This is a genomic window from Enterococcus italicus DSM 15952, from assembly GCF_000185365.1.
Lineage (GTDB): Bacteria > Bacillota > Bacilli > Lactobacillales > Enterococcaceae > Enterococcus_G > Enterococcus_G italicus.
In genome coordinates this window covers 1,084,281-1,102,227 of sequence record NZ_GL622241.1, presented here as the reverse complement: position 1 = coordinate 1,102,227, position 17,947 = coordinate 1,084,281, and the positions used below count along the sequence as shown (strand labels likewise).

The 17,947-nt window shown below is 38.9% G+C and carries 16 protein-coding genes, 1 tRNA gene and 2 pseudogenes; 5 read left to right on the top strand and 14 right to left on the bottom strand.

Annotated elements, in window-relative coordinates:
- The 6 genes from HMPREF9088_RS05215 to HMPREF9088_RS05190 form a co-directional block, all read right to left on the bottom strand.
- Positions 1–932, bottom strand: a 932-nt coding sequence (locus tag HMPREF9088_RS05215; protein ID WP_007208108.1) for a peptidoglycan bridge formation glycyltransferase FemA/FemB family protein, incomplete at its 3' end; no start/stop codon positions are given.
- A 333-nt stretch (positions 933–1,265) separates the two neighbouring features.
- Complete coding sequence (gene asnS, locus HMPREF9088_RS05210) at positions 1,266–2,564, bottom strand: asparagine--tRNA ligase (protein WP_007208107.1); 1,299 nt, start codon at positions 2,562–2,564, stop codon at positions 1,266–1,268.
- A 48-nt stretch (positions 2,565–2,612) separates the two neighbouring features.
- The gene (locus HMPREF9088_RS05205) at positions 2,613–3,803 is read right to left on the bottom strand and encodes a pyridoxal phosphate-dependent aminotransferase (protein WP_040366484.1); all 1,191 of its coding nucleotides are present in this window, start codon (positions 3,801–3,803) and stop codon (positions 2,613–2,615) included.
- A gap of 20 nt (positions 3,804–3,823) precedes the next feature.
- A complete protein-coding gene (locus HMPREF9088_RS05200; RefSeq protein ID WP_040366483.1) occupies positions 3,824–4,321 on the bottom strand; it encodes a cell wall elongation regulator TseB-like domain-containing protein in 498 nt (165 codons plus the stop codon).
- A gap of 65 nt (positions 4,322–4,386) precedes the next feature.
- Positions 4,387–7,122 (bottom strand): helicase C-terminal domain-containing protein, encoded by a 2,736-nt coding sequence (locus tag HMPREF9088_RS05195; RefSeq protein WP_007208104.1) that lies wholly within the window; start codon positions 7,120–7,122, stop codon positions 4,387–4,389.
- Between the two features lie 113 nt (positions 7,123–7,235).
- Positions 7,236–8,339 (bottom strand): baeRF6 domain-containing protein, encoded by a 1,104-nt coding sequence (locus HMPREF9088_RS05190; protein WP_040366480.1) that lies wholly within the window; start codon positions 8,337–8,339, stop codon positions 7,236–7,238.
- Positions 8,340–8,494: 155 nt separating this feature from the next.
- Between HMPREF9088_RS05190 and HMPREF9088_RS05185 the strand changes: the two genes are divergently transcribed.
- A tRNA-Arg gene (locus HMPREF9088_RS05185) sits at positions 8,495–8,568 on the top strand.
- A 117-nt stretch (positions 8,569–8,685) separates the two neighbouring features.
- On the opposite strand, the gene HMPREF9088_RS05180 is transcribed toward HMPREF9088_RS05185, so the two are convergent.
- From HMPREF9088_RS05180 to HMPREF9088_RS05170, 3 genes are read right to left on the bottom strand one after another with little or no spacing between them, the layout of a single operon-like run.
- Positions 8,686–9,981, bottom strand: coding sequence for a DEAD/DEAH box helicase (locus HMPREF9088_RS05180; RefSeq protein ID WP_007208102.1), 1,296 nt, complete (start codon positions 9,979–9,981; stop codon positions 8,686–8,688).
- A 9-nt stretch (positions 9,982–9,990) separates the two neighbouring features.
- Positions 9,991–10,995: a Gfo/Idh/MocA family protein gene (locus tag HMPREF9088_RS05175; protein WP_007208101.1), complete on the bottom strand. Its 1,005-nt coding sequence runs from the start codon at positions 10,993–10,995 to the stop codon at positions 9,991–9,993.
- A gap of 20 nt (positions 10,996–11,015) precedes the next feature.
- Positions 11,016–11,498 carry a GyrI-like domain-containing protein gene (locus HMPREF9088_RS05170; RefSeq protein ID WP_007208100.1) on the bottom strand — a complete coding sequence of 161 codons (483 nt, stop codon included), beginning with the start codon at positions 11,496–11,498 and terminating at the stop codon, positions 11,016–11,018.
- 88 nt (positions 11,499–11,586) lie between these two features.
- Here HMPREF9088_RS05170 and HMPREF9088_RS05165 point away from each other — a divergent pair, with 88 nt between their 5' ends.
- Complete coding sequence (locus tag HMPREF9088_RS05165; protein ID WP_007208099.1) at positions 11,587–12,786, top strand: YdcF family protein; 1,200 nt, start codon at positions 11,587–11,589, stop codon at positions 12,784–12,786.
- 43 nt (positions 12,787–12,829) lie between these two features.
- On the opposite strand, the gene HMPREF9088_RS05160 is transcribed toward HMPREF9088_RS05165, so the two are convergent.
- Positions 12,830–13,324 (bottom strand): HD domain-containing protein, encoded by a 495-nt coding sequence (locus HMPREF9088_RS05160; RefSeq protein WP_007208098.1) that lies wholly within the window; start codon positions 13,322–13,324, stop codon positions 12,830–12,832.
- Between the two features lie 112 nt (positions 13,325–13,436).
- Positions 13,437–14,195 carry a TrmH family RNA methyltransferase gene (locus HMPREF9088_RS05155; RefSeq protein WP_040366479.1) on the bottom strand — a complete coding sequence of 253 codons (759 nt, stop codon included), beginning with the start codon at positions 14,193–14,195 and terminating at the stop codon, positions 13,437–13,439.
- Positions 14,196–14,274: 79 nt separating this feature from the next.
- Between HMPREF9088_RS05155 and HMPREF9088_RS05150 the strand changes: the two genes are divergently transcribed.
- Together HMPREF9088_RS05150 and yidC are read left to right on the top strand one after the other, a co-directional pair.
- Positions 14,275–14,556: an acylphosphatase gene (locus HMPREF9088_RS05150; protein WP_007208096.1), complete on the top strand. Its 282-nt coding sequence runs from the start codon at positions 14,275–14,277 to the stop codon at positions 14,554–14,556.
- A 102-nt stretch (positions 14,557–14,658) separates the two neighbouring features.
- Positions 14,659–15,587: pseudogene (yidC, locus tag HMPREF9088_RS05145) on the top strand (membrane protein insertase YidC).
- Between the two features lie 137 nt (positions 15,588–15,724).
- Here yidC and HMPREF9088_RS05140 read toward each other — a convergent pair.
- The 3 genes from HMPREF9088_RS05140 to HMPREF9088_RS11915 all read right to left on the bottom strand — a co-directional run bounded on the left by HMPREF9088_RS05140 (position 15,725) and on the right by HMPREF9088_RS11915 (position 17,529).
- A complete protein-coding gene (locus HMPREF9088_RS05140) occupies positions 15,725–16,603 on the bottom strand; it encodes a VOC family protein (RefSeq protein WP_007208094.1) in 879 nt (292 codons plus the stop codon).
- Entirely contained in the window at positions 16,600–17,247 is a 648-nt protein-coding gene (locus HMPREF9088_RS05135; RefSeq protein ID WP_007208093.1) for an alpha/beta hydrolase, read from the bottom strand. Before HMPREF9088_RS05135 ends, HMPREF9088_RS05140 begins: the two co-directional genes overlap by 4 nt.
- Positions 17,248–17,388: 141 nt before the next feature.
- Positions 17,389–17,529, bottom strand: coding sequence for a hypothetical protein (locus tag HMPREF9088_RS11915; RefSeq protein ID WP_007208092.1), 141 nt, complete (start codon positions 17,527–17,529; stop codon positions 17,389–17,391).
- 266 nt (positions 17,530–17,795) lie between these two features.
- Between HMPREF9088_RS11915 and HMPREF9088_RS12340 the strand changes: the two are divergent.
- Positions 17,796–17,947: pseudogene (locus HMPREF9088_RS12340) on the top strand (AEC family transporter); the annotation flags it as partial.

The following is a 17,947-nucleotide window of genomic DNA, read 5'->3' as shown; positions in this document are numbered from 1 at the left end:
TATATAATAATTGCACTTGATAATATTGTTTTTTCCTTTTTTTCATCTTTTATCATCTGCTCAATTTCAGATAATCTCTTTTTGTGTGAAGCTATTTGATTTTCATATTCTTTGCGTTTTTTTTCTTTTTTTAATGAAGTACTAGCGCTAATTTTTAATTCTAACTCTTTGATTTTTTCAATCAACTCATTTCTATATACAGAAAAATCAATTTCTGCAACTAAGAAATCCGCTTTTTCACCAAAGTATTTATAAAATAATTGATAATACTCCAATTCTTTATCATGAAAATTATGGAGTTGCGCAGAAGAACTAGTCAAGCTTTTAAAACTGTCTAATTCATTATATTCTAGATTGCGAATCTTGATACCAAAACTGTTGGCTTTTTTTAATGAATAAATTCCATCCTTTTCAAAAGAACTAGTTAGCGATTCATCAGTAAAATTTGATATATTTTTCACATATTGCCATAAAGCAATTGACTGTTGTTTTTCATATCCAACAGGGAATCCTTGATGCCTAAATCCACATTTTTTCATTGTATAAATTAAATCGCTATCATTTTCATATGAAACATTATATTGATTATCATATATCTTATAATCTATATTTGGACTAATTTCTAGCTGGATCCCACCGTTTCTTTTTATGTACGTTTTTAATTTTGAAAAAAATTCACTCAACAGATTAAATTCATTTTTTTCATCCGATAGTATAGGTCCAAAATTTACTTCAAATTTTTTTCCTCCAAATACTTTTATAGATGTTACTAATGCTGCACACATTATTCCATCGTCTTTTAAAGCTAAGTAAATTACTTCTAAACCACGTTCTTTAAAAACATCCCCCATCTCCGGTGTCTGTAAAAAACTATGATGCTTTGTCATGATAAAATTACCATACTCTTCCCTATCAATTACTTCCAACTTCATTCAAATCCCCTAGCTCTCTCGTATATTTTTTTCAGGCTAATGTTCTTCCCCAAATGTTCAAAAACCGGTTTTTGCTATACCACGTATAATCTTAATATATTTAGACAGTAAATAAAAGCACTTTCATAATTTTTTTTAAAGAAAAAATGCATTTTCCCAATAAATTAAGGGAAAAATGCATTTTTATATGAAAAATCCTCAAACTCATCAGCAACTATTTTGCCGTTTGGCTAACAAATAGAACTAAAAATTCTTCACAACTATTAGCTTAATGTAAAAAACTTAATAATCAGTATTTTTAATATAGCTAAAAAATATCGAATGTTCATTACTTTATGGATAAATTCGGTTTAACAATCGTGGGAATGGAATGGCTTCACGGACATGCTCAATGCCGGAAATCCATGTTACGGTTCGTTCTAGTCCTAAACCGAAGCCAGAATGTGGCACAGAACCATATCTTCTTAAATCTAAATACCAAGAATATTCTTCTTCACTTAACCCATGATTTTTAATTTGTTCTAATAAGAATTCATAATCTGTCGCACGTTCTGATCCACCGATAATTTCTCCATATCCTTCTGGCGCAATCAAATCTGCACAAATTACGACATCTTCTCTAGTAGGATGCGGCTTCATGTAGAATGGCTTAATCGCTTTTGGATAGTTCAAAATAAATACCGGGCGATCAAATGAATTGGCAATAAATGTTTCATGCGGAGAACCGAAGTCATCGCCCCATTGAATATCATCAAAGCCATTTTTAATCAATAAATCAATTGCATCGTCGTAAGAGATTCTTGGAAATGGCAGATTGGTATATTTTTCCAATACCGCACGATCTCGTCCAAGTACGTCTAATGCATAATCACAATTATCTAAAACATTTTGAACAAGAAAAGCGACATATTGCTCTTGCACTTCTAAACTTTCTTCTTGGTGCATAAAGGCCATTTCTGGTTCAATCATCCAAAACTCAATTAAGTGACGACGTGTTTTAGACTTTTCAGCACGGAATGTTGGCCCGAATGAAAAAACTTTTCCGAATGCCATTGCTGCGGCTTCCATATACAATTGACCAGATTGAGACAAATAGGCCTTTTGATCAAAGTAATTAGTCTCAAATAAATCTGTTGTTCCTTCTGGTGCAGAACCTGTCAAAATAGGTGGATCAATCTTAACAAAATGATGTTTATTGAAGAATTCGTATGTTGCACGAATTAATTCATTACGAATTTGCATAATAGCATGCTGTCTGGAAGAACGTAACCATAAATGACGATGATCCATTAAAAAGTCCGTACCATGTTCTTTAGGAGTAATTGGGTAATCTTGGCTTTCCCCGATTACTTCGACATTTGAAATTCCTAGCTCGTACCCGAATTTTGACCGACTGTCTTCACGAATTTCACCGGTCACTATGACAGATGTTTCTTGTGTCAGACTTTTAGCTAATTGAAATACTTCTTCTGACACTTCATTTTTAACAACGACCCCTTGGAAATAAGCCGTACCATCACGTAATTGTAAAAAGGCGATTTTCCCACTTGATCGCTTATTAGCAACCCAAGCGCCGATTTTTACGGTTTCACCGACATGGTTTTTTGCATCAATAATTTGAATTTGTTTCACGAAATTCTCTCCAATCTCTTTCTTTCAATCCTTCAATAGCCAAGGATATTACTTTTGCTGCTTTTTTTCAACAAAATGTTTGATTCGTTTTACTGCTTCTTCTAGTGTTGCTAGATCAGCCGCATAGCTTAGTCGGATGTTATCTGGTGCACCAAAGCCTTTACCGGTAACGACAGCGACATTCGCTTCAACTAATAATGCTTCTACAAAATCATTGACATCTTCATAGCCACAAATCGTCATTGTTTCTCGCACATTCGGGAATAGATAAAAGGCTCCTTGTGGTTTTCGTACGGTGATTCCCGGTACTTCACTTAGCCATTGATAGGTCTTTTCCATTCGCTCTTCAAATGCTTGTCGCATGACTTCGACGCTCTCTTGTGAACCACTTAATGCTTCGATAGCTGCATATTGGCTGACTGCCGTTGGGTTACTTGAGGCTTGTGAAGCTAAATCGGTCATCGCACGGATGATTTTTTGATCACCAATCGCAAAGCCGATTCGCCAACCTGTCATTGAGTAAGTCTTTGATACACCATTAATGATAATTGTTTGCGCGCGTATCGCATCGGAAAGAGTCGCTATCGGTGTAAACTCAGCATCCCCATAAATAAAATGACCATAAATATCATCCGCAACAATCACTAATTGATTTGCGACAGCCCATTCGCCAATTGCTTGCAATTCTTCTTTCGTATAAATCATGCCTGTCGGGTTCGATGGTGAGTTCAGTAAAATAGCTTTTGTCTTTGCGCTTTTGACTTGTTCGAGTTGTGACACGGTGACTTTATAATCATTGTCTTCTAATGCTTCGACAAAAACAGGCACCCCATCTGCTAACTTTACTTGTTCGCTATAACTAACCCAATACGGTGTAGGAATGATTACTTCATCTTCTTCATCTAATAACACTTGGAATAATAGGTACAAAGCGAATTTCGCACCATTTGTAATAATGGTTTCAGACACCTTATAGGTCAAATCGTAATTATCCTGCATATAATCTACGACTGCTTGTCGTAGGGCAGGAATTCCTGCTGTAGGGGTATAGTAGCTTGTCTCACCAAACTCAATCGCTTTTTTTGCAGCTTCTTGAATATTTTTTGGTGTTGCAAAATCTGGCTCCCCAACTGTTAGACTTAAGACATCTTTTCCTTCTGCTTTCAGTGTTTTGGCTTTTGCTGATGCCGCTAAAGTAACAGAAGGTTCCATTTTCAATGCTCGTTTTGACAATTCCATTCGCTTCATTCCTTCCAATTTTAAGAAATTTCACTCACTAATTTTCCATCAGAAAATTGAACGAGGTAATAATGGTATTGATTTGATTCATCTTTTGTAACGATTTCCCATACGATTTGTTTCTCATTCATCCCTAGACTCGCCCGCTCAAAGGTATCTTTTGGTGCTGTCTTTGCAACAACAGCTTTTGCTTGTTGCATACTTAAGCCATCAGACTGGTTCAGCACTTGCACATTTTTACCCGATGAAGGAATGAGCACAATGACTGATTGATCGTTTTTGTTTTCACCAAAAATAGCATAATACGTGCCATTTCGAGTGTAGCGGTAAAACGCATCGACCTGCGTGACATCACCATACTTTTCAGCCAATGCCGTTGCTTCTTTTTTAGCTTGTTTCATCGGCTGGGTTGCTTTAAAGTAAGTGACCGAAAAAAGAGCCGAGATAGATAATAACAAAGCAATACACACCAACAAAATAATTGTGATTCGGGACTCTTTTTTTAAATCTCTATACAAAGGACTCTTCCTTTCTATTTCTGGTTCATATTATAGCAAAGATTTGACCAGTTTTTACAATTTTTCTACTTTTTTTCATGATTGAAGAAATCCGCTAACGCCTGCTTTAACTCGCGCAAATTTCCGCTCTTAATCACTAGCTCTGGTGGAAATGCTCGCTTGATCTTAGATGCATACTTTGCCTGATCCATACGTTCATCCAAAACAATCATCATTCCTCGGTCAGTTGAAGAACGAATCAGGCGGCCGAACCCTTGGCGCAGCTTAATCATTGCTTTTGGCAAGCTTTCTTGCTTGAATGGATTTTGTCCTACTTTCGTCAAATAATGATAGCGCGCAGACACCAAGGGTCGCTTTGGATTTTCAAATGGTAGTTTGGTTACAACGAGTAGTTTTAGCTGATCAGCCGGTAAATCCAGTCCTTCCCAGAAACTATCAGCGCCAAATAAAACGGCAGATTTTGATTGTGTGAATTTCTTTAACAATTTTTGTCGTGAGCCGCCAATTCCTTGCGCGAATATCTCACGGCCATTTTGTAACAGTTCAAAATGGAGCGCTTGGTACACTTCTTGAAGCTGCTGATGAGAGGTGAACAAGACTAGCACTGATTCTTTGTAGTTCATAAGTATCGAACGAATCGCTTCCGTAATTGAAACGACCTTTCCTGTCTCTTCTTCTGGACTCGAGAGGACAAACAATGCACCTTGCGTTTGGTAGTCAAAGGCGACGGGCATGACTTTGATTTGGGCATCGAGTATGCCTAACTTTCGTGCTAAATACTTTTTATCGCCCGGTACAGTCATCGTAGCTCCTAGATAAACAATCCGTTTTACTCGTTTGTACCAAACTGTCTGACGGACTTTTGATGCTTCAAAATCAATCAATTCATAAGACAAGGTCTTACTTCTGCTCCGTACACTTAAGCGATGAACGACGGTAGGCTGCCACTGATAAAACCACTGCTGAAATACATCCGCCGCTTGACTAATCAATTGAAACAAGGCACGGATGCGCTCGATTTCTTCTAGTTCATGCGCCAAGTAAAGCGACTTATTATTTGCTGTACTTTGCATGATTCGCTGTTGAATCACGAGACAATCCTCTAGTGTTTGCATTAGTTTTTGAATCATTCGCTCTTTTGTTGCTGACAAGGTATCGCGAAACTCTTTGGTTAAAATAAATTCGTCTACGATAAAGCGATTGTCGGCGTAAAACGACGTATTCAAGTCTTCGATCGACTCACTTAATTGCGCCAATAGTTGCTCATATAAATCGACTGCATACACTACTTCAGTGTCCAACACGTCAGTTTCAGCCCATTTTTTGAGCCAGTTGTTTTGGTCGATAGCTTGAATGGTATGCAATAATTGGGCTGTATTCACTTGTTTGGTCGCAGTCTTCTCTAATGCATCTGGTAAATGATGAGCTTCATCAATTAGCAGATACGGCGTTTCAGGTAATAGTGGGACTTCACGCTGACTTTCATAAGCCAAGAAGGAATGATTTGTAATCCAGACATTGCTTTGTTTGGCTTGCGCGTATAAAAAGCGCAAAAAGTCCACTTCATAAAACGGATTCTCTGGCTGTAAGTGCTCGACTCCACGGTGTGAAATACTTTCAAAATACGGATGATTGATACTAAGCAAATTTAATTCATCCAGATCACCGGTTTTGGTCTCTGTGAGCCATACTAAGAGCATCATTTGGAAAAGCTGTACTTGTTTGACTGGCGTAGGCTCTTTTAACGACTGGGCGAACCTTTCTAAGTCTAGATAGTGACTCTTCCCTTTCATAATAATGGCACGTAAATGTTGTGGTACCACATCATTCACTTTAGGGATATCTTGTTGCAATAACTGATGCTGCAATAAAATCGAGGCAGTACTAATAATTAATGGCTGTTCAGGCGTCGCCACAAAACTTGCTGGAAACAAATACCCGATTGTTTTCCCGCTACCTGTTTCCGACTCGATAATTAAGTCTTTGGGTGGCGTCTCTTCTGTATAGTGCTTATAGATCGCATTCATCAAGGATTGCTGAGACGCTCGGTATTCTAGTTTGCCTTTCACCCACTTTTGCTTTGCTTGTTTACTTTTTGGGTAATTCGATTCTTGTAGTGTATAGTCAAAAAGCGCGAGATGCTGTTTTTGTAGAGCAATCTTCTCTATTTCAATCAATTCAGGAAATTGGTTCGGCAATTTACTGTATTGAACATATTTAGCAATAAACTCACCTGTCTGCATGGTTAACGTTTTGCTAAGGCGACTCAGCTCTTTTATTGTACAGAGCGGCAATGAAGCCAATCGTTGCTCCAATGCGATAAATAATTGCGCTGTTACCTCAGCATCGCTATCTGCTTGGTGTGGTCGTTCATGAGCTAAGCCCAGGCTTTCAGATAAATCGCTTAAGCGAAAACTAATTTCGGTCGGAAATAATATCTGCGCCAACTCGACCGTGTCGATTCCTTTTAGTTGCAGTCGTTCGCAGCCGCACCGCTCCAACTCAGCATTTAAAAAGCGATAATCAAAATGAATATTATGGGCGACGAATACAGTCCCCGAAAGAAGCTCATATATCGTAGGCGCCACATCTTCAAAGTATGGGGAATGACGCACGTCTTTGTTTGTTGTATGGGTCAAATGTTGAATCTGTGGTGAAATTGAACGGCCCGGATGAATCATTGTTGCAAAACGCCCGACAATTTCACCATTTTCTACAAACACACAGCCAAATTGGAAAATGCGGTCTTCTTTTGGATTGGTCCCCGTTGTTTCAATATCTACAATCGCATATGTCGTCATCAAAAATCTCCTTTTTGCACTGTTGCATTATACTATAGAATAGCGGATGAAACCAAGTCTTTGAAACCACAAAAAAAGCAACTACCTTTCAAAAAAGTAGTTGCTCATCGGTGTTAATAGCGTAAAATAGCAAGAATTTTTTTGCCCATCGGAATATCTTCTGTGTCTAACAAGTAGACCGATCCGCTCATCCGAATAACCTCGTTAGCCAAATGATTTAACTCTTGCCGCCAGTCATATTCTTGCTCGGGATTATCGCCATACCCGTCGACTAAATTAGCTGTCGAAATAAATAAATCCGAGATCCGTCCGAGAGATGCCGCTTGCTTAATATCGGCTAATTGTTCTATCCACTTACGATTGGCCAAGTTCTGGTATTCCTTTTTCTCCTGTTCACTTAGCTTGGTATCGATGGTCTTACAATTTTCTTGCAAATCTTCCTTAGTAAGTTGATTAGGCGAGCGTTTGATTTGCACGTCTCGTTTCAGATAGGCATTCTTTGCTAATTTTGCAAAGAGCGTGACATTTTCTGCGAGTCCCATCATGTACAAAGGAATTCGACGTTCATTTTGCCATTCATCGCGAAAGAACGCATCAATTGCTTGGTAGTAGTTGCGATGATCGATTTCCTCTTCTTCCCCTTTATCGACCGTAATATGAAAGGTATTGCCTTCTCCACTTGAATGAGTCAAGCTTGCTTTTTTATCCAATTCCTCTCCTAAGGCTTTCTCTAATGTCGTCGGCGCAAAAGCCGGTAAATCTATGGAAACTAAGTTATGATTACGATTTTCATAAAGTGAAAAACTGTCACGATTCAATGCTAATAAAAAATAATCATAGTTGAATTGACTGTTCTTGATAATAGCCAAAAGATATGGCTCATCACCAACGTAGTATTGATCATCGACCCGAATGCTTAGACGATGAACAAACGTCTTCTCTGGTGTAAAAATCAACGCGACACTTGTCGTTGCACTCCGCCAAAAATTTTGACTTGCCATTAATTGATCAATCTGCCCTTGAAAAGCTGACCAATCGTCTTCAGGATATTTTTTTTCGAAGCGTTTCTTTGCTTCTTTCGCAAAATTTTTCAGCTTAAGCTGATCCTTTTCTACTTCCTGATGGGCGACGTGCGTATTCAACATAATTGTAACAAATGGGCCGGACTCGGTTTCTGAGGTTAACTGACTAAGTAATTCTTTTCCAATTTTTGTCATTTTCATTCCTCCTCTAGCTTTTGTTGCACTTTTAGTGTATCACGACGCCATATTGCTACCAAGTAAAACGATTAAAAAAGTTTAAGATTAAAGAAAAGAAATTCCCGCTTGAAGTTGGTACAATTACGCGTTAAAATAACAAACAGAGCGTTTTTGTCCTCGTAGCTCAGTAGGATAGAGCAATTGCCTCCTAAGCAATAGGTCGCTGGTTCAATTCCAGTCGGGGACGTAAAAAGATACTATTAGGAAAGAAGTATTCCTATCAACCCAAAAGACCAGGAAATCCGAAAGTTGTTTTCAAACTTTTGGTTTTCCTGGTCTTTTTCGTAGTAAGTAATGGTGTCCTTTATTTTTCTTTGCGTTTGCCTTTATTCTTTTTGTTCTTGGTTTTCACTTTTGTCCGTTTCTTGCGGATTGGCTCTTTTATTTCATCTGCCATTTTGGGATGAACAGCTTCTTTATTCACACTTTTTTTCTTGGTTTCTTTGACTTTTCCAAGTTCTTTAGTCGTTGGTTCTTTCTTTTCAGACTTCTCCGTTTGGATAGCTCCCCCTACGAGATAGACTTCTTCTAGTATCAGATTTAGCTGATTGGCCAATTTTTTTAAGTCTTTCATAGATTGCTCTGTAACCAGTGTCAACACACGACCATCTGCTCCCATCCGCCCGACTCGACCTGCTCGATGGACATAGCTCTCTTTGGTTAAAGGAACTTCTGCATTGACGATAAATGGTAATCGGTCAATGTCTAATCCTCTGGCAGCAATATCGGTCGCTAACAATAACTGAATCTTTCTTTCCCGAAAGGCCGTCAGTGCCAATTTTCGAAGTTGTTTGTTTTGATCAGAAGCGAGCGATGCTGCTTGGATATGGTGAAACTGCAGCTTTTCTTCCGCCATCCCGAGTTCACTGAGCCGATTAAAAAAGACCAATGACTGAAAATCAGGTGTATGTGCCAGACGTCGCAAGCTTTCTACTTTTTTTCTAGCTGGTATCATAATGTATTGATGGGCGACAGCACCTTGGCTAGTATCGACTTGTGTCACATCAATCACTAATAGATCAGGAACAATTTTTTTAATTGGGGATAGCGCAGCATCTGCAGTCGCAGAGAAAAAGCCAAATGTTGATTTTTTTCCAACGGTTTGGATGATTTCTTTTACTAAGCCTTGTTGATCATTGTTAATCAGCTGATCCGCTTCATCGAATATCACCGTTTGAATCAAAAAGGGATTCATTTTTCTTGCTCGAATCAATTCAACGATACGACCCGGTGTCCCGACAATTAATTCCGGATGGTGCTTTAGCTTTTCAATTTGGCGCTGAATATTGGCACCGCCAATAGCTGATTGAGCAGCAATACCAAGATCTTCTGCCCAAGTTTTTGACACCTCAAGCACTTGCATCGCTAATTCTTGCGAGCTTGTCACGATCAAAACTTGATTGCCTTCGCCTTTTTTTATACCTAATAATGTCGGCAATAAGTATGCCAGTGTTTTGCCAGATCCAGTCGGTGAGATACCCATGATCGATTGTTGCTTTCTTAATGGTTCAAATACCGCCTGTTGAATGGCAGTCGGCTCGGTAAAGTTATTTTCTAACCAGCGTTTCTCCCATACTGCAGGGATTTCATTGTTTAACATGTACTTCCTCTATTCTTTTTGATCTGCTGGAAAAACAATGCCAGCTTTTTGTCTTAGTTTGTATAAAATTTGGTGAACAGTTCGCGCGCTATCTAGCCAGCTTTCGTAGCGCTCGCGGTCTTTTTTCGTGGGATTTTGTAGAATTGTCGCAAAGTCAACTGCTTCTTCAAATAAAGGATTCTCGTGACTTTTTGCTAAATCTAGAAAATTGGTTTCCTTGGTCATCCGATTGTAATGAACCACTTCTTTAATGGCGTTCACACCATCTAATTCTACTGTACCATCTGCCAGATAAATCTCCGACTTCGCAAAAGAGTCCCCTGTCTTTCCGTGATGAATGACCACATCGAATGTATCATAATGCAACAAGCCGTAGCCACTACCATCAACACCAGTGGCAATCTTTTGAGCAAAATAATCAACGTCACGCGGCGCTCCAAACAACCCCACAGCCGCATAGACTAAGTACACCCCTAAATCCATCAATGAGCCTCCAGAAAACTTTAGCGAAAAAATATTCGGTTCATTTCCTGCTAGTACCTCATCATAGCGAGAGGAATATTTCATATATGTAAAGCTTGCCCCTTGAATTTGATCGATTGGAGGTAACGCATCTCGCACACGCTGAAAGTTTGCCTCATGAATATTTCTAGCAGCTTCGAAGAAATAGACGTTGTTTTCATTTGCAAGCTGGATTAGGTCTGCCAGCTCTTCGGGTGTTGATACAGCGGGCTTTTCTACAATGACACTTTTCCCATGAGACAGTGCGGCTTTCGCTTGTTCGTAATGCAAGCTATTGGGCGATGCGATGTAGATAACATCAATCACTGTGGAAGTAACGAGTTCTTGAAGATCTTCAGTAACTAAGCAGCTTGTATACTGTCTAGCGAACGCCTCTGCTGTCTCCTTTTTACGTGAGTACACCCCAGTTAACTGATACTTTCCAGAACTCAATGCTCCATCCACAAATTGATGAGAAATCCAATTGGTACCAATTACCCCTAACTTAATCATAGCTTTTTCTCCTTTCGCTCTTAACCCATGTTAATCGGCGCATACAATGAAATCTCTCCAGGTAAATAATCTGGACCATAATACTCCTGGATTGCTCCGATAATTTCAATGCCTTCATCAGGTACGACTGTTTCAAATAAAAAACGCACAGCTTCAGATACAAGGGGAATCGTCGTTCGTATGACAATGTATTCCATTGCTGGTAGAATAGACCGGTGCCAGCCTGGCGGACAAGTCATTTGCAGCGGGACATCAATTCCTGCTAAATACAAACCCTCTCCATCAATCCAAGGGGAAAGCCATTCTTTCGCATCAGACATGATTCCCCAACAAGGAATCGATTCTTCAGGTATCGCTAGTTGTTCCAAAATATCAGGAAGCTTCTCCTCTAAAGAAAACCAAAGTGTTGGGACCCATTCTTCACTTGTCAAAACATCACCTATCCCTTGCACACCTATGATGGCTCGGTCATCTTTTTTGACACGTTGATATGAAAATTCCATCTAAAAACACCTCGTAAACTAAAAAAATCCTATCAAATAATGTAACTTTTTATAAAATTCGTTATACTCAATATAAGGAGTTGAACGTATGTCTATTTTACCATTATTTTTATTCATTCTCTATTATAGTATCGGCTTTGCGGCAATCTTTTTTTGGCGAAGAAAGAAAAACGAACCGGATCATTTCTATTTTCAAGCAGCTTGGGCATTATTAGCGATTGTTCTTTACACTGGAACACTGGAAGTATTGAAAGGAACGGCTTACTTTTTTATCCCTTTGGCCTTCTTTTTGCTCTTTTATTTTATTTATCGCAACAATCGTGCACGTTTAAGAAATGGTCTGTTTTTCCAATTCTTCTTAGTGATTTTTGGTATTTATTTGCTTTATAATTTTTATTTGACGAAAGATTTATTGGTTGCAGGTCTGTTTGTTGTAGCATTGGGTATTTTTGTATTGATCGCTGCATTTGGTTTAATTGGCCTTTTAATCTTCCTTTACTGGAATGCCGCCATCGTCTTAAAAAAAGAATCCCGCAATGTAGCGAATCTATTAACTCTCTTACTGGCACTCTTTTTGACGATATACTTAATCTTTGATTTCTTCTTGCAGCCACAGTCACCATGGTACATCAAGATTCCCTTTACGTACTTATCCATTGTTCTTGGCTATCTATTGATGAATTTTATAATTTTCCTGACAGCTACGTTGCTTTACCAGTTTTATTATCCGAAATACAATCAAGACTTCCTCATCGTACTTGGGGCAGGGTTAATAAATGGCGAGCGAGTGACTCCATTACTTGCTAAACGAATTGATCGCGCAATTCTTTTTTACCACACACAGCGGACGAAATCTGGCCATCCATTAAAATTAATTATGTCTGGTGGGCAAGGTGCCGATGAGAAAGTACCTGAAGCAGTCGCCATGAAGCAATATGCATGTGAACAAGGGGTACCCGAAAGCGATGTATTACTCGAAGCGAACTCATCGACTACCTATGAAAACATGCGCTTTTCAAAAGAATTAATTGAACAATCAGCCGTTAACGATCCAAAGGCTATTTTTGTATCCAATAACTATCATATCTTCCGAGCGGGCATCTTTGCGAGACAGGCAAAATTATCGGCAGAAGGCATTGGCTGTAAGACCGCATTGTATTATTTACCGAATGCTACATTACGCGAATTTGCGGCAATTTTAGTCATGCATAAGCGGCTACACACGATTGTTGTAGCACTGATTACCGCGTACTTTGCCATTTCTACTCTGCTTTATTTAATTAATTAGAAAAAAACACTTAGCGAATTCCTACAACTCGCTAAGTGTTTTTTTAATTGTGATGTGCATTTTGTACTACTCGACGCTTCATTCTGGAAGTTAATGGCGTCATCGCTTCTTTTACTGCACAATATTTATCCACCATTGTTACGATATAGCCTTCTTTGTAGCGCGGTGGAGCAATTGTTGCTCCCCACATATGTTTAATAATAATGTCTTTTTCAAGTGGAGAGAGAGTCGTAATTTTTTCTGCATTTTTCACAGCAATCCGCGGATGCATATACGCATGACTTCCTCCGTCAAACTTCGTTGTACGCCAATCATAATAAAACAAATCATGGAGTAATCCTGCGCGCGCTGTTGCCCGTGCATCGCCATGAACTTTTTTTGCGATTAAGTAACTACGATAAGAGACACTAATTGAATGCTCTAACCGTGTGGAATGAAGATGTTGAACGAATTCTGATAATCGTTGTACTTCTTCCGTTTCAAGCAAATCACCTACATAAGACATGTACTCCGTATCCTCTTGCCATTTTTCTGTCATAAATTCGAACGCCACCTCTAAGTTTTTGTACAATTGTACCTTTTTCAGTGTAGCACGATTTATTTGACGACTCTAGCGATATTCTTACAAAATTGCAAGACTTAACGATTTCTTAGGAAAAATGATACATGAGAATGCCAGCCGCAATCCCGACGTTTAATGACTCAGCTTTGCCGTAAATGGGAATATAAAGATTGGCATCGGTCTGAGCTAGAATTTCTTTTGCAACTCCTTGGCCTTCGTTTCCCATAATCAGCGCTACCTGATCTGTCTTTTCAACAGTATCATACGCTACAGCCTGCTCATTTAGCTCTGATCCATATACAGGGATGCCCACTTCTTTGAATACTTGACAGATGTCTTGAATGGTGCCATTTTGAATTTCGATATGAAAATGGCTACCTTGCATGCTACGCAACGTCTTTAAATTATAAATATCTGCTGTCCCCTCGCCAAGAAAAACGCCTGTAAAACCGGCAGCATCAGCTGTACGGATCATTGTCCCTACATTCCCAGGGTCTTGGACGTTATCAAGGAGTAACCATTTCCCTTTCACACGCATCTCTTTCACACGTGGTAACGCAACTACAGCCATAATTCCTTGTGGCGTTGGCTGTTCAGAGATGGCTGCCATCACTTCTTCGGACACATACGTCACATCAAGCGCTTGCTCTTCAATCCATGCGGCCCACTCTTTGGCACCTCGCGGACTGATGAGAATATCCACGACTTCTGCTTGTGAGTTAACTGCCTCTTCTACCAAATGAAATCCTTCCAAAAGATAGCGTTGTTGATCCTGACGTCCTTTTTTGCGGTGTAGTTTTTTTAATTCTTTTACATAGGTATTTTTTGTCGACTGCATTTCCATTATTCTCCCACCTCATAGGCATTATACCATGAAACAAGTGATTCAAATATGCTAATATAAGAGATGAAAGGGGCTGGACAAGATGCGTAAAGTACGAATACATGTCGCTGGACGCGTGCAAGGCGTTGGCTTTCGCTATATGACAAAGATGGTGGCAGATCAATTGCAAATCGGTGGCAGCGTGAAGAATGAATCGGATGGTTCGGTTACTATTTTAGCGACAGGTGAAGAACAAGCAATGGCATCCTTTATTCAAAAAGTAAAGCACTCGCCCTCACCTGCAGGACGTGTGACTCAATTTGAATTAACTGAGGAAAATGAGCTACCTGACTATTCCTCATTTCAAGTCGTCTATGAATACTAGATTGTTTGCATTTTTCTTCAAATTCATGAATCATAATTGAAAAAGCAGTCCAAGTCTAGTATAGTTGGTTTTGTGTAAATTTTGAAGTAAAGGAAGAAATAAATGAAAAATAAAAAAAATTGGCTTATGGGTAGTGGGCTCTTTGCCTTAGTATTCTTTTTATCAGGGTGTGTGAAGACGATTGCCGGACCGAACAACACGCGCGTTCCTGACCCGGATGGTTTTATTTACAAAACTTTAGTCGTTCCTCTTGGTGACTTCTTGACCTATTTAGCAACCAATTTCAACTGGGGCTTTGGTTGGGCGATTATCATTGTAACTATCGTCGTACGAATTATCTTGTTGCCAATGGGAATTAGCCAGTCTAAAAAAGCAATGGTTCAATCAGAAAAAATGCAATACTTAAAACCACAAATGGATATTGCTCAAGCAAACTTAAAACAAGCAACGACACGGGAAGAACAATTAAAAGCACAAACAGAAATGCAAAAAATCTATAAAGAAAATAATGTCAACATGTTAGGCGGAATTGGTTGTCTACCCTTACTAATTCAAATGCCCATCTTCTCTGCTTTGTACTTCACTGTAAGTTACACGCAAGGGATTAACACGGCGACCTTTATGGGTGTCAATCTTGGAAAAGCCAATTTGATTTTCGTGGCATTAGCTGGACTTTCTTATGTCGGACAAAGTTACCTCTCACTCATTGGTATTCCTGAAGAGCAAAAGAAGACCATGCGGAGTATGATGATTGTCTCTCCATTGATGATTGTCTTTATGTCGTTAAAAGCACCAGCCGGAGTAACGCTGTACTGGGTAATTGGTGGGATATTTAGTTGTTTCCAAACGTTTATTACCAATGTCCTAATGAAACCAAGAATCAAAAAACAAATTGAAGAAGAAATGCGATTAAATCCACCGAAAACAGTTGTGACACCAATCGTTAAAGATGTGACACCGACTGCACAAACAAAAAAGCAACAAAAAATAACCCAACTAAAGGTCGGAATGCTGGGAAACAAAGAAAATAATAGGCTGAGTTAAAATTTTCCAGCCACAAGTAAAAAGACCCAAAAGTCCAGATGGATTTTTGGGTCTTTTTATCGTGTTAGTCGGAATTTCTCAACTTGTCATTTATATCACGATCACTTTTATTCAGCCAACTCGTTTATAGCCTAGCTTCTTTTTCAAATTTGATTAAGATGCCATTTGGATCTAGAATCCATAAGCTTCCTTGTTCATCTTTTTCAAATGATACTTTTTGCTCTGCCCAGTGGCTTTCAATGCGAGCGAGCTCTTCATCTTGAGTCACATAGAAAGAATAATAGGCCAATCCTAAATCATGTTCAGTCATAGCCGGTACATTTCTACCCATCCAGATATTTGAGCCAATATGGTGGTGATAGTTTCCTGTTGCAAAGAATTTTGCTTGGTTGCCGTAATTATTTTTTAATGATAAGCCTAGGATATCTGTATAGAAGTCTTCTGTCTTTTGCAGATCAGCGATTTTCAAATGAACATGTCCCACTTTTGTTCCGCTTGGAAAGCCATTCCATTTTTGCGTCGCTTCATTGACAACGCCTTGTGCATCCATCTCTTCAGTCACACCGATAATTTCACCGTCTTCACGAATATCCCATTGATCGACTGGTTTGTCGCGGTACACTTCAATACCATTTCCTTCTGGATCACTCAGATACAATGCTTCACTATAGCCATGGTCGCTTGCTCCGACTAACGGCGCATCAATCGAGAGATAATGAATCAAGGCGTCACCTAAAGCTTGACGACTAGGTAAAAGAAACGCGACATGATAGAGTCCAGTTCTTCTTGATAATGGTAATGGATTTTCCACTTTAGTCAAAATCAATAATGGCACGCCATCTTCTGTCCCAAAAGAAATAGCATCATCTATTTTACTTAAAACTCTTAATCCAATCACTTCTGTATAAAAAGCAGTTTGTTTTTCTAAGTCAGCTACTTTTAATGTTACTAATCCGGTATGTGTTGTTTCTGCTAATTGAAATTCTGGTACTCTTACTGTCATTTGATTTTCCTCTTTTCGTTTGATTGATAAAATTCTTTGGCATCGTTGATTGCTTTATAATGAATGCCATGTCCAACTGGGTATTCATTATATGAGACCGTTTCTAGTTTTAGCTTGGCAAATTTGGCATATGATTGACCAATTTCTCTAGGGAACAGCTGGTCCGTTAAGCCTTGTGAAATGAATACTGCTGTTTTCGATTTTTCATCAGTAATTGTTTCATCGGCTAGCTTTTGGTAAAAGGCAGGCATCCGTGCACTAAATAAAAATACTTGACTTAGCCAATTCGGATAGAGATAGGTTAACCCTAAACCAAGCATTGCCCCTTGACTGAAGCCAAGAAACATAAGCGGATTATTCGTTAAGTTCTCTTCTTTTACTTTCGTTTCGATAAAATCATGTACAGCATGAATGACTGGTTCGATGACTTCTATTTCTGACTTTTCTCTAAAATCAGGTACGAAAAATGCAAAGCCTGGTCCAAAAGATAAATCAGCTTGAATATTTAATTGAATCGCATTGTTATCAATTTTTGTTGCGACTGGTGGTAAGTCTTCATAGTTAGATCCCATACCGTGAGCAGTCACGATAATCGGCGTTTGTTCATTATAATTTTCTGGATAAGACCATTTTGATAGGTACATCTATTGTCCTCCCTTTCCTTTCAACAACATCAGTATACACACTTACTAATTGTAAGTAAATGGATTTGCTCAAATAAAATAGCCATATTTCGGAGTGTTCCACTGAAGTAACAACTCGCTGAAATATGGCTAAACATACACTTACTGAATCAATTCAAAAATATTTTTCCCCTTGGAGTAACTCGCTTTTACCGGCTTCATACGCACGATAAATTCCGTCGAACAAGATGCATCGACTAAAACAAACGTCGCATCCATCCCTGCTTTTAGCCAAGGCTGCATCTTCTCATCTATAGGCTGAGGAAATCAATTACAAGGAATCAGTCAATTCTCTTTGGCCTTTTTTGCCGAAGATTTCGCAATAATGGTTTAATTTCTCCAAAATATTTCCTGTACCAAACGGAGACCAAGAATCATACACATTGTCGTAACCAATATGGACGCCCACACCAGCTGCCTGTAGTTCGACAAGCGGTGGGACAATCCCAATAAAGCGTGGTTGCAGTGTCACTCTAAAATGAGTATAGTTGAACCCAAGAGGTGAGTAAATGATACAAGCATATGTAAATATTTTCATTATTTTTTCGTTAATGTTTTTGGGGTATTTTTTATCTTTTAAACAATGGTTTAGCAATCGTTCAGCCGATGTTTTTTCAAAAATTTTATTAAACTTATCTTTGCCATTTAGTATGTTTTTAAA

What these genes read in the sequence shown, in the direction of transcription:
- HMPREF9088_RS05205 (WP_040366484.1), bottom strand. Translation starts at nt 3,803, where the DNA reads ATGGAATTGTCAAAACGAGCATTGAAAATGGAACCTTCTGTTACTTTA.
- HMPREF9088_RS05195 (WP_007208104.1), bottom strand. Translation starts at nt 7,122, where the DNA reads ATGACGACATATGCGATTGTAGATATTGAAACAACGGGGACCAATCCA.
- HMPREF9088_RS05190 (WP_040366480.1), bottom strand. Translation starts at nt 8,339, where the DNA reads ATGACAAAAATTGGAAAAGAATTACTTAGTCAGTTAACCTCAGAAACC.
- HMPREF9088_RS05180 (WP_007208102.1), bottom strand. Translation starts at nt 9,981, where the DNA reads ATGTTAAACAATGAAATCCCTGCAGTATGGGAGAAACGCTGGTTAGAA.
- HMPREF9088_RS05175 (WP_007208101.1), bottom strand. Translation starts at nt 10,995, where the DNA reads ATGATTAAGTTAGGGGTAATTGGTACCAATTGGATTTCTCATCAATTT.
- HMPREF9088_RS05170 (WP_007208100.1), bottom strand. Translation starts at nt 11,498, where the DNA reads ATGGAATTTTCATATCAACGTGTCAAAAAAGATGACCGAGCCATCATA.
- HMPREF9088_RS05165 (WP_007208099.1), top strand. Translation starts at nt 11,587, where the DNA reads ATGTCTATTTTACCATTATTTTTATTCATTCTCTATTATAGTATCGGC.
- HMPREF9088_RS05160 (WP_007208098.1), bottom strand. Translation starts at nt 13,324, where the DNA reads ATGACAGAAAAATGGCAAGAGGATACGGAGTACATGTCTTATGTAGGT.
- HMPREF9088_RS05150 (WP_007208096.1), top strand. Translation starts at nt 14,275, where the DNA reads ATGCGTAAAGTACGAATACATGTCGCTGGACGCGTGCAAGGCGTTGGC.
- HMPREF9088_RS05140 (WP_007208094.1), bottom strand. Translation starts at nt 16,603, where the DNA reads ATGACAGTAAGAGTACCAGAATTTCAATTAGCAGAAACAACACATACC.
- HMPREF9088_RS05135 (WP_007208093.1), bottom strand. Translation starts at nt 17,247, where the DNA reads ATGTACCTATCAAAATGGTCTTATCCAGAAAATTATAATGAACAAACG.
- HMPREF9088_RS11915 (WP_007208092.1), bottom strand. Translation starts at nt 17,529, where the DNA reads ATGCAGCCTTGGCTAAAAGCAGGGATGGATGCGACGTTTGTTTTAGTC.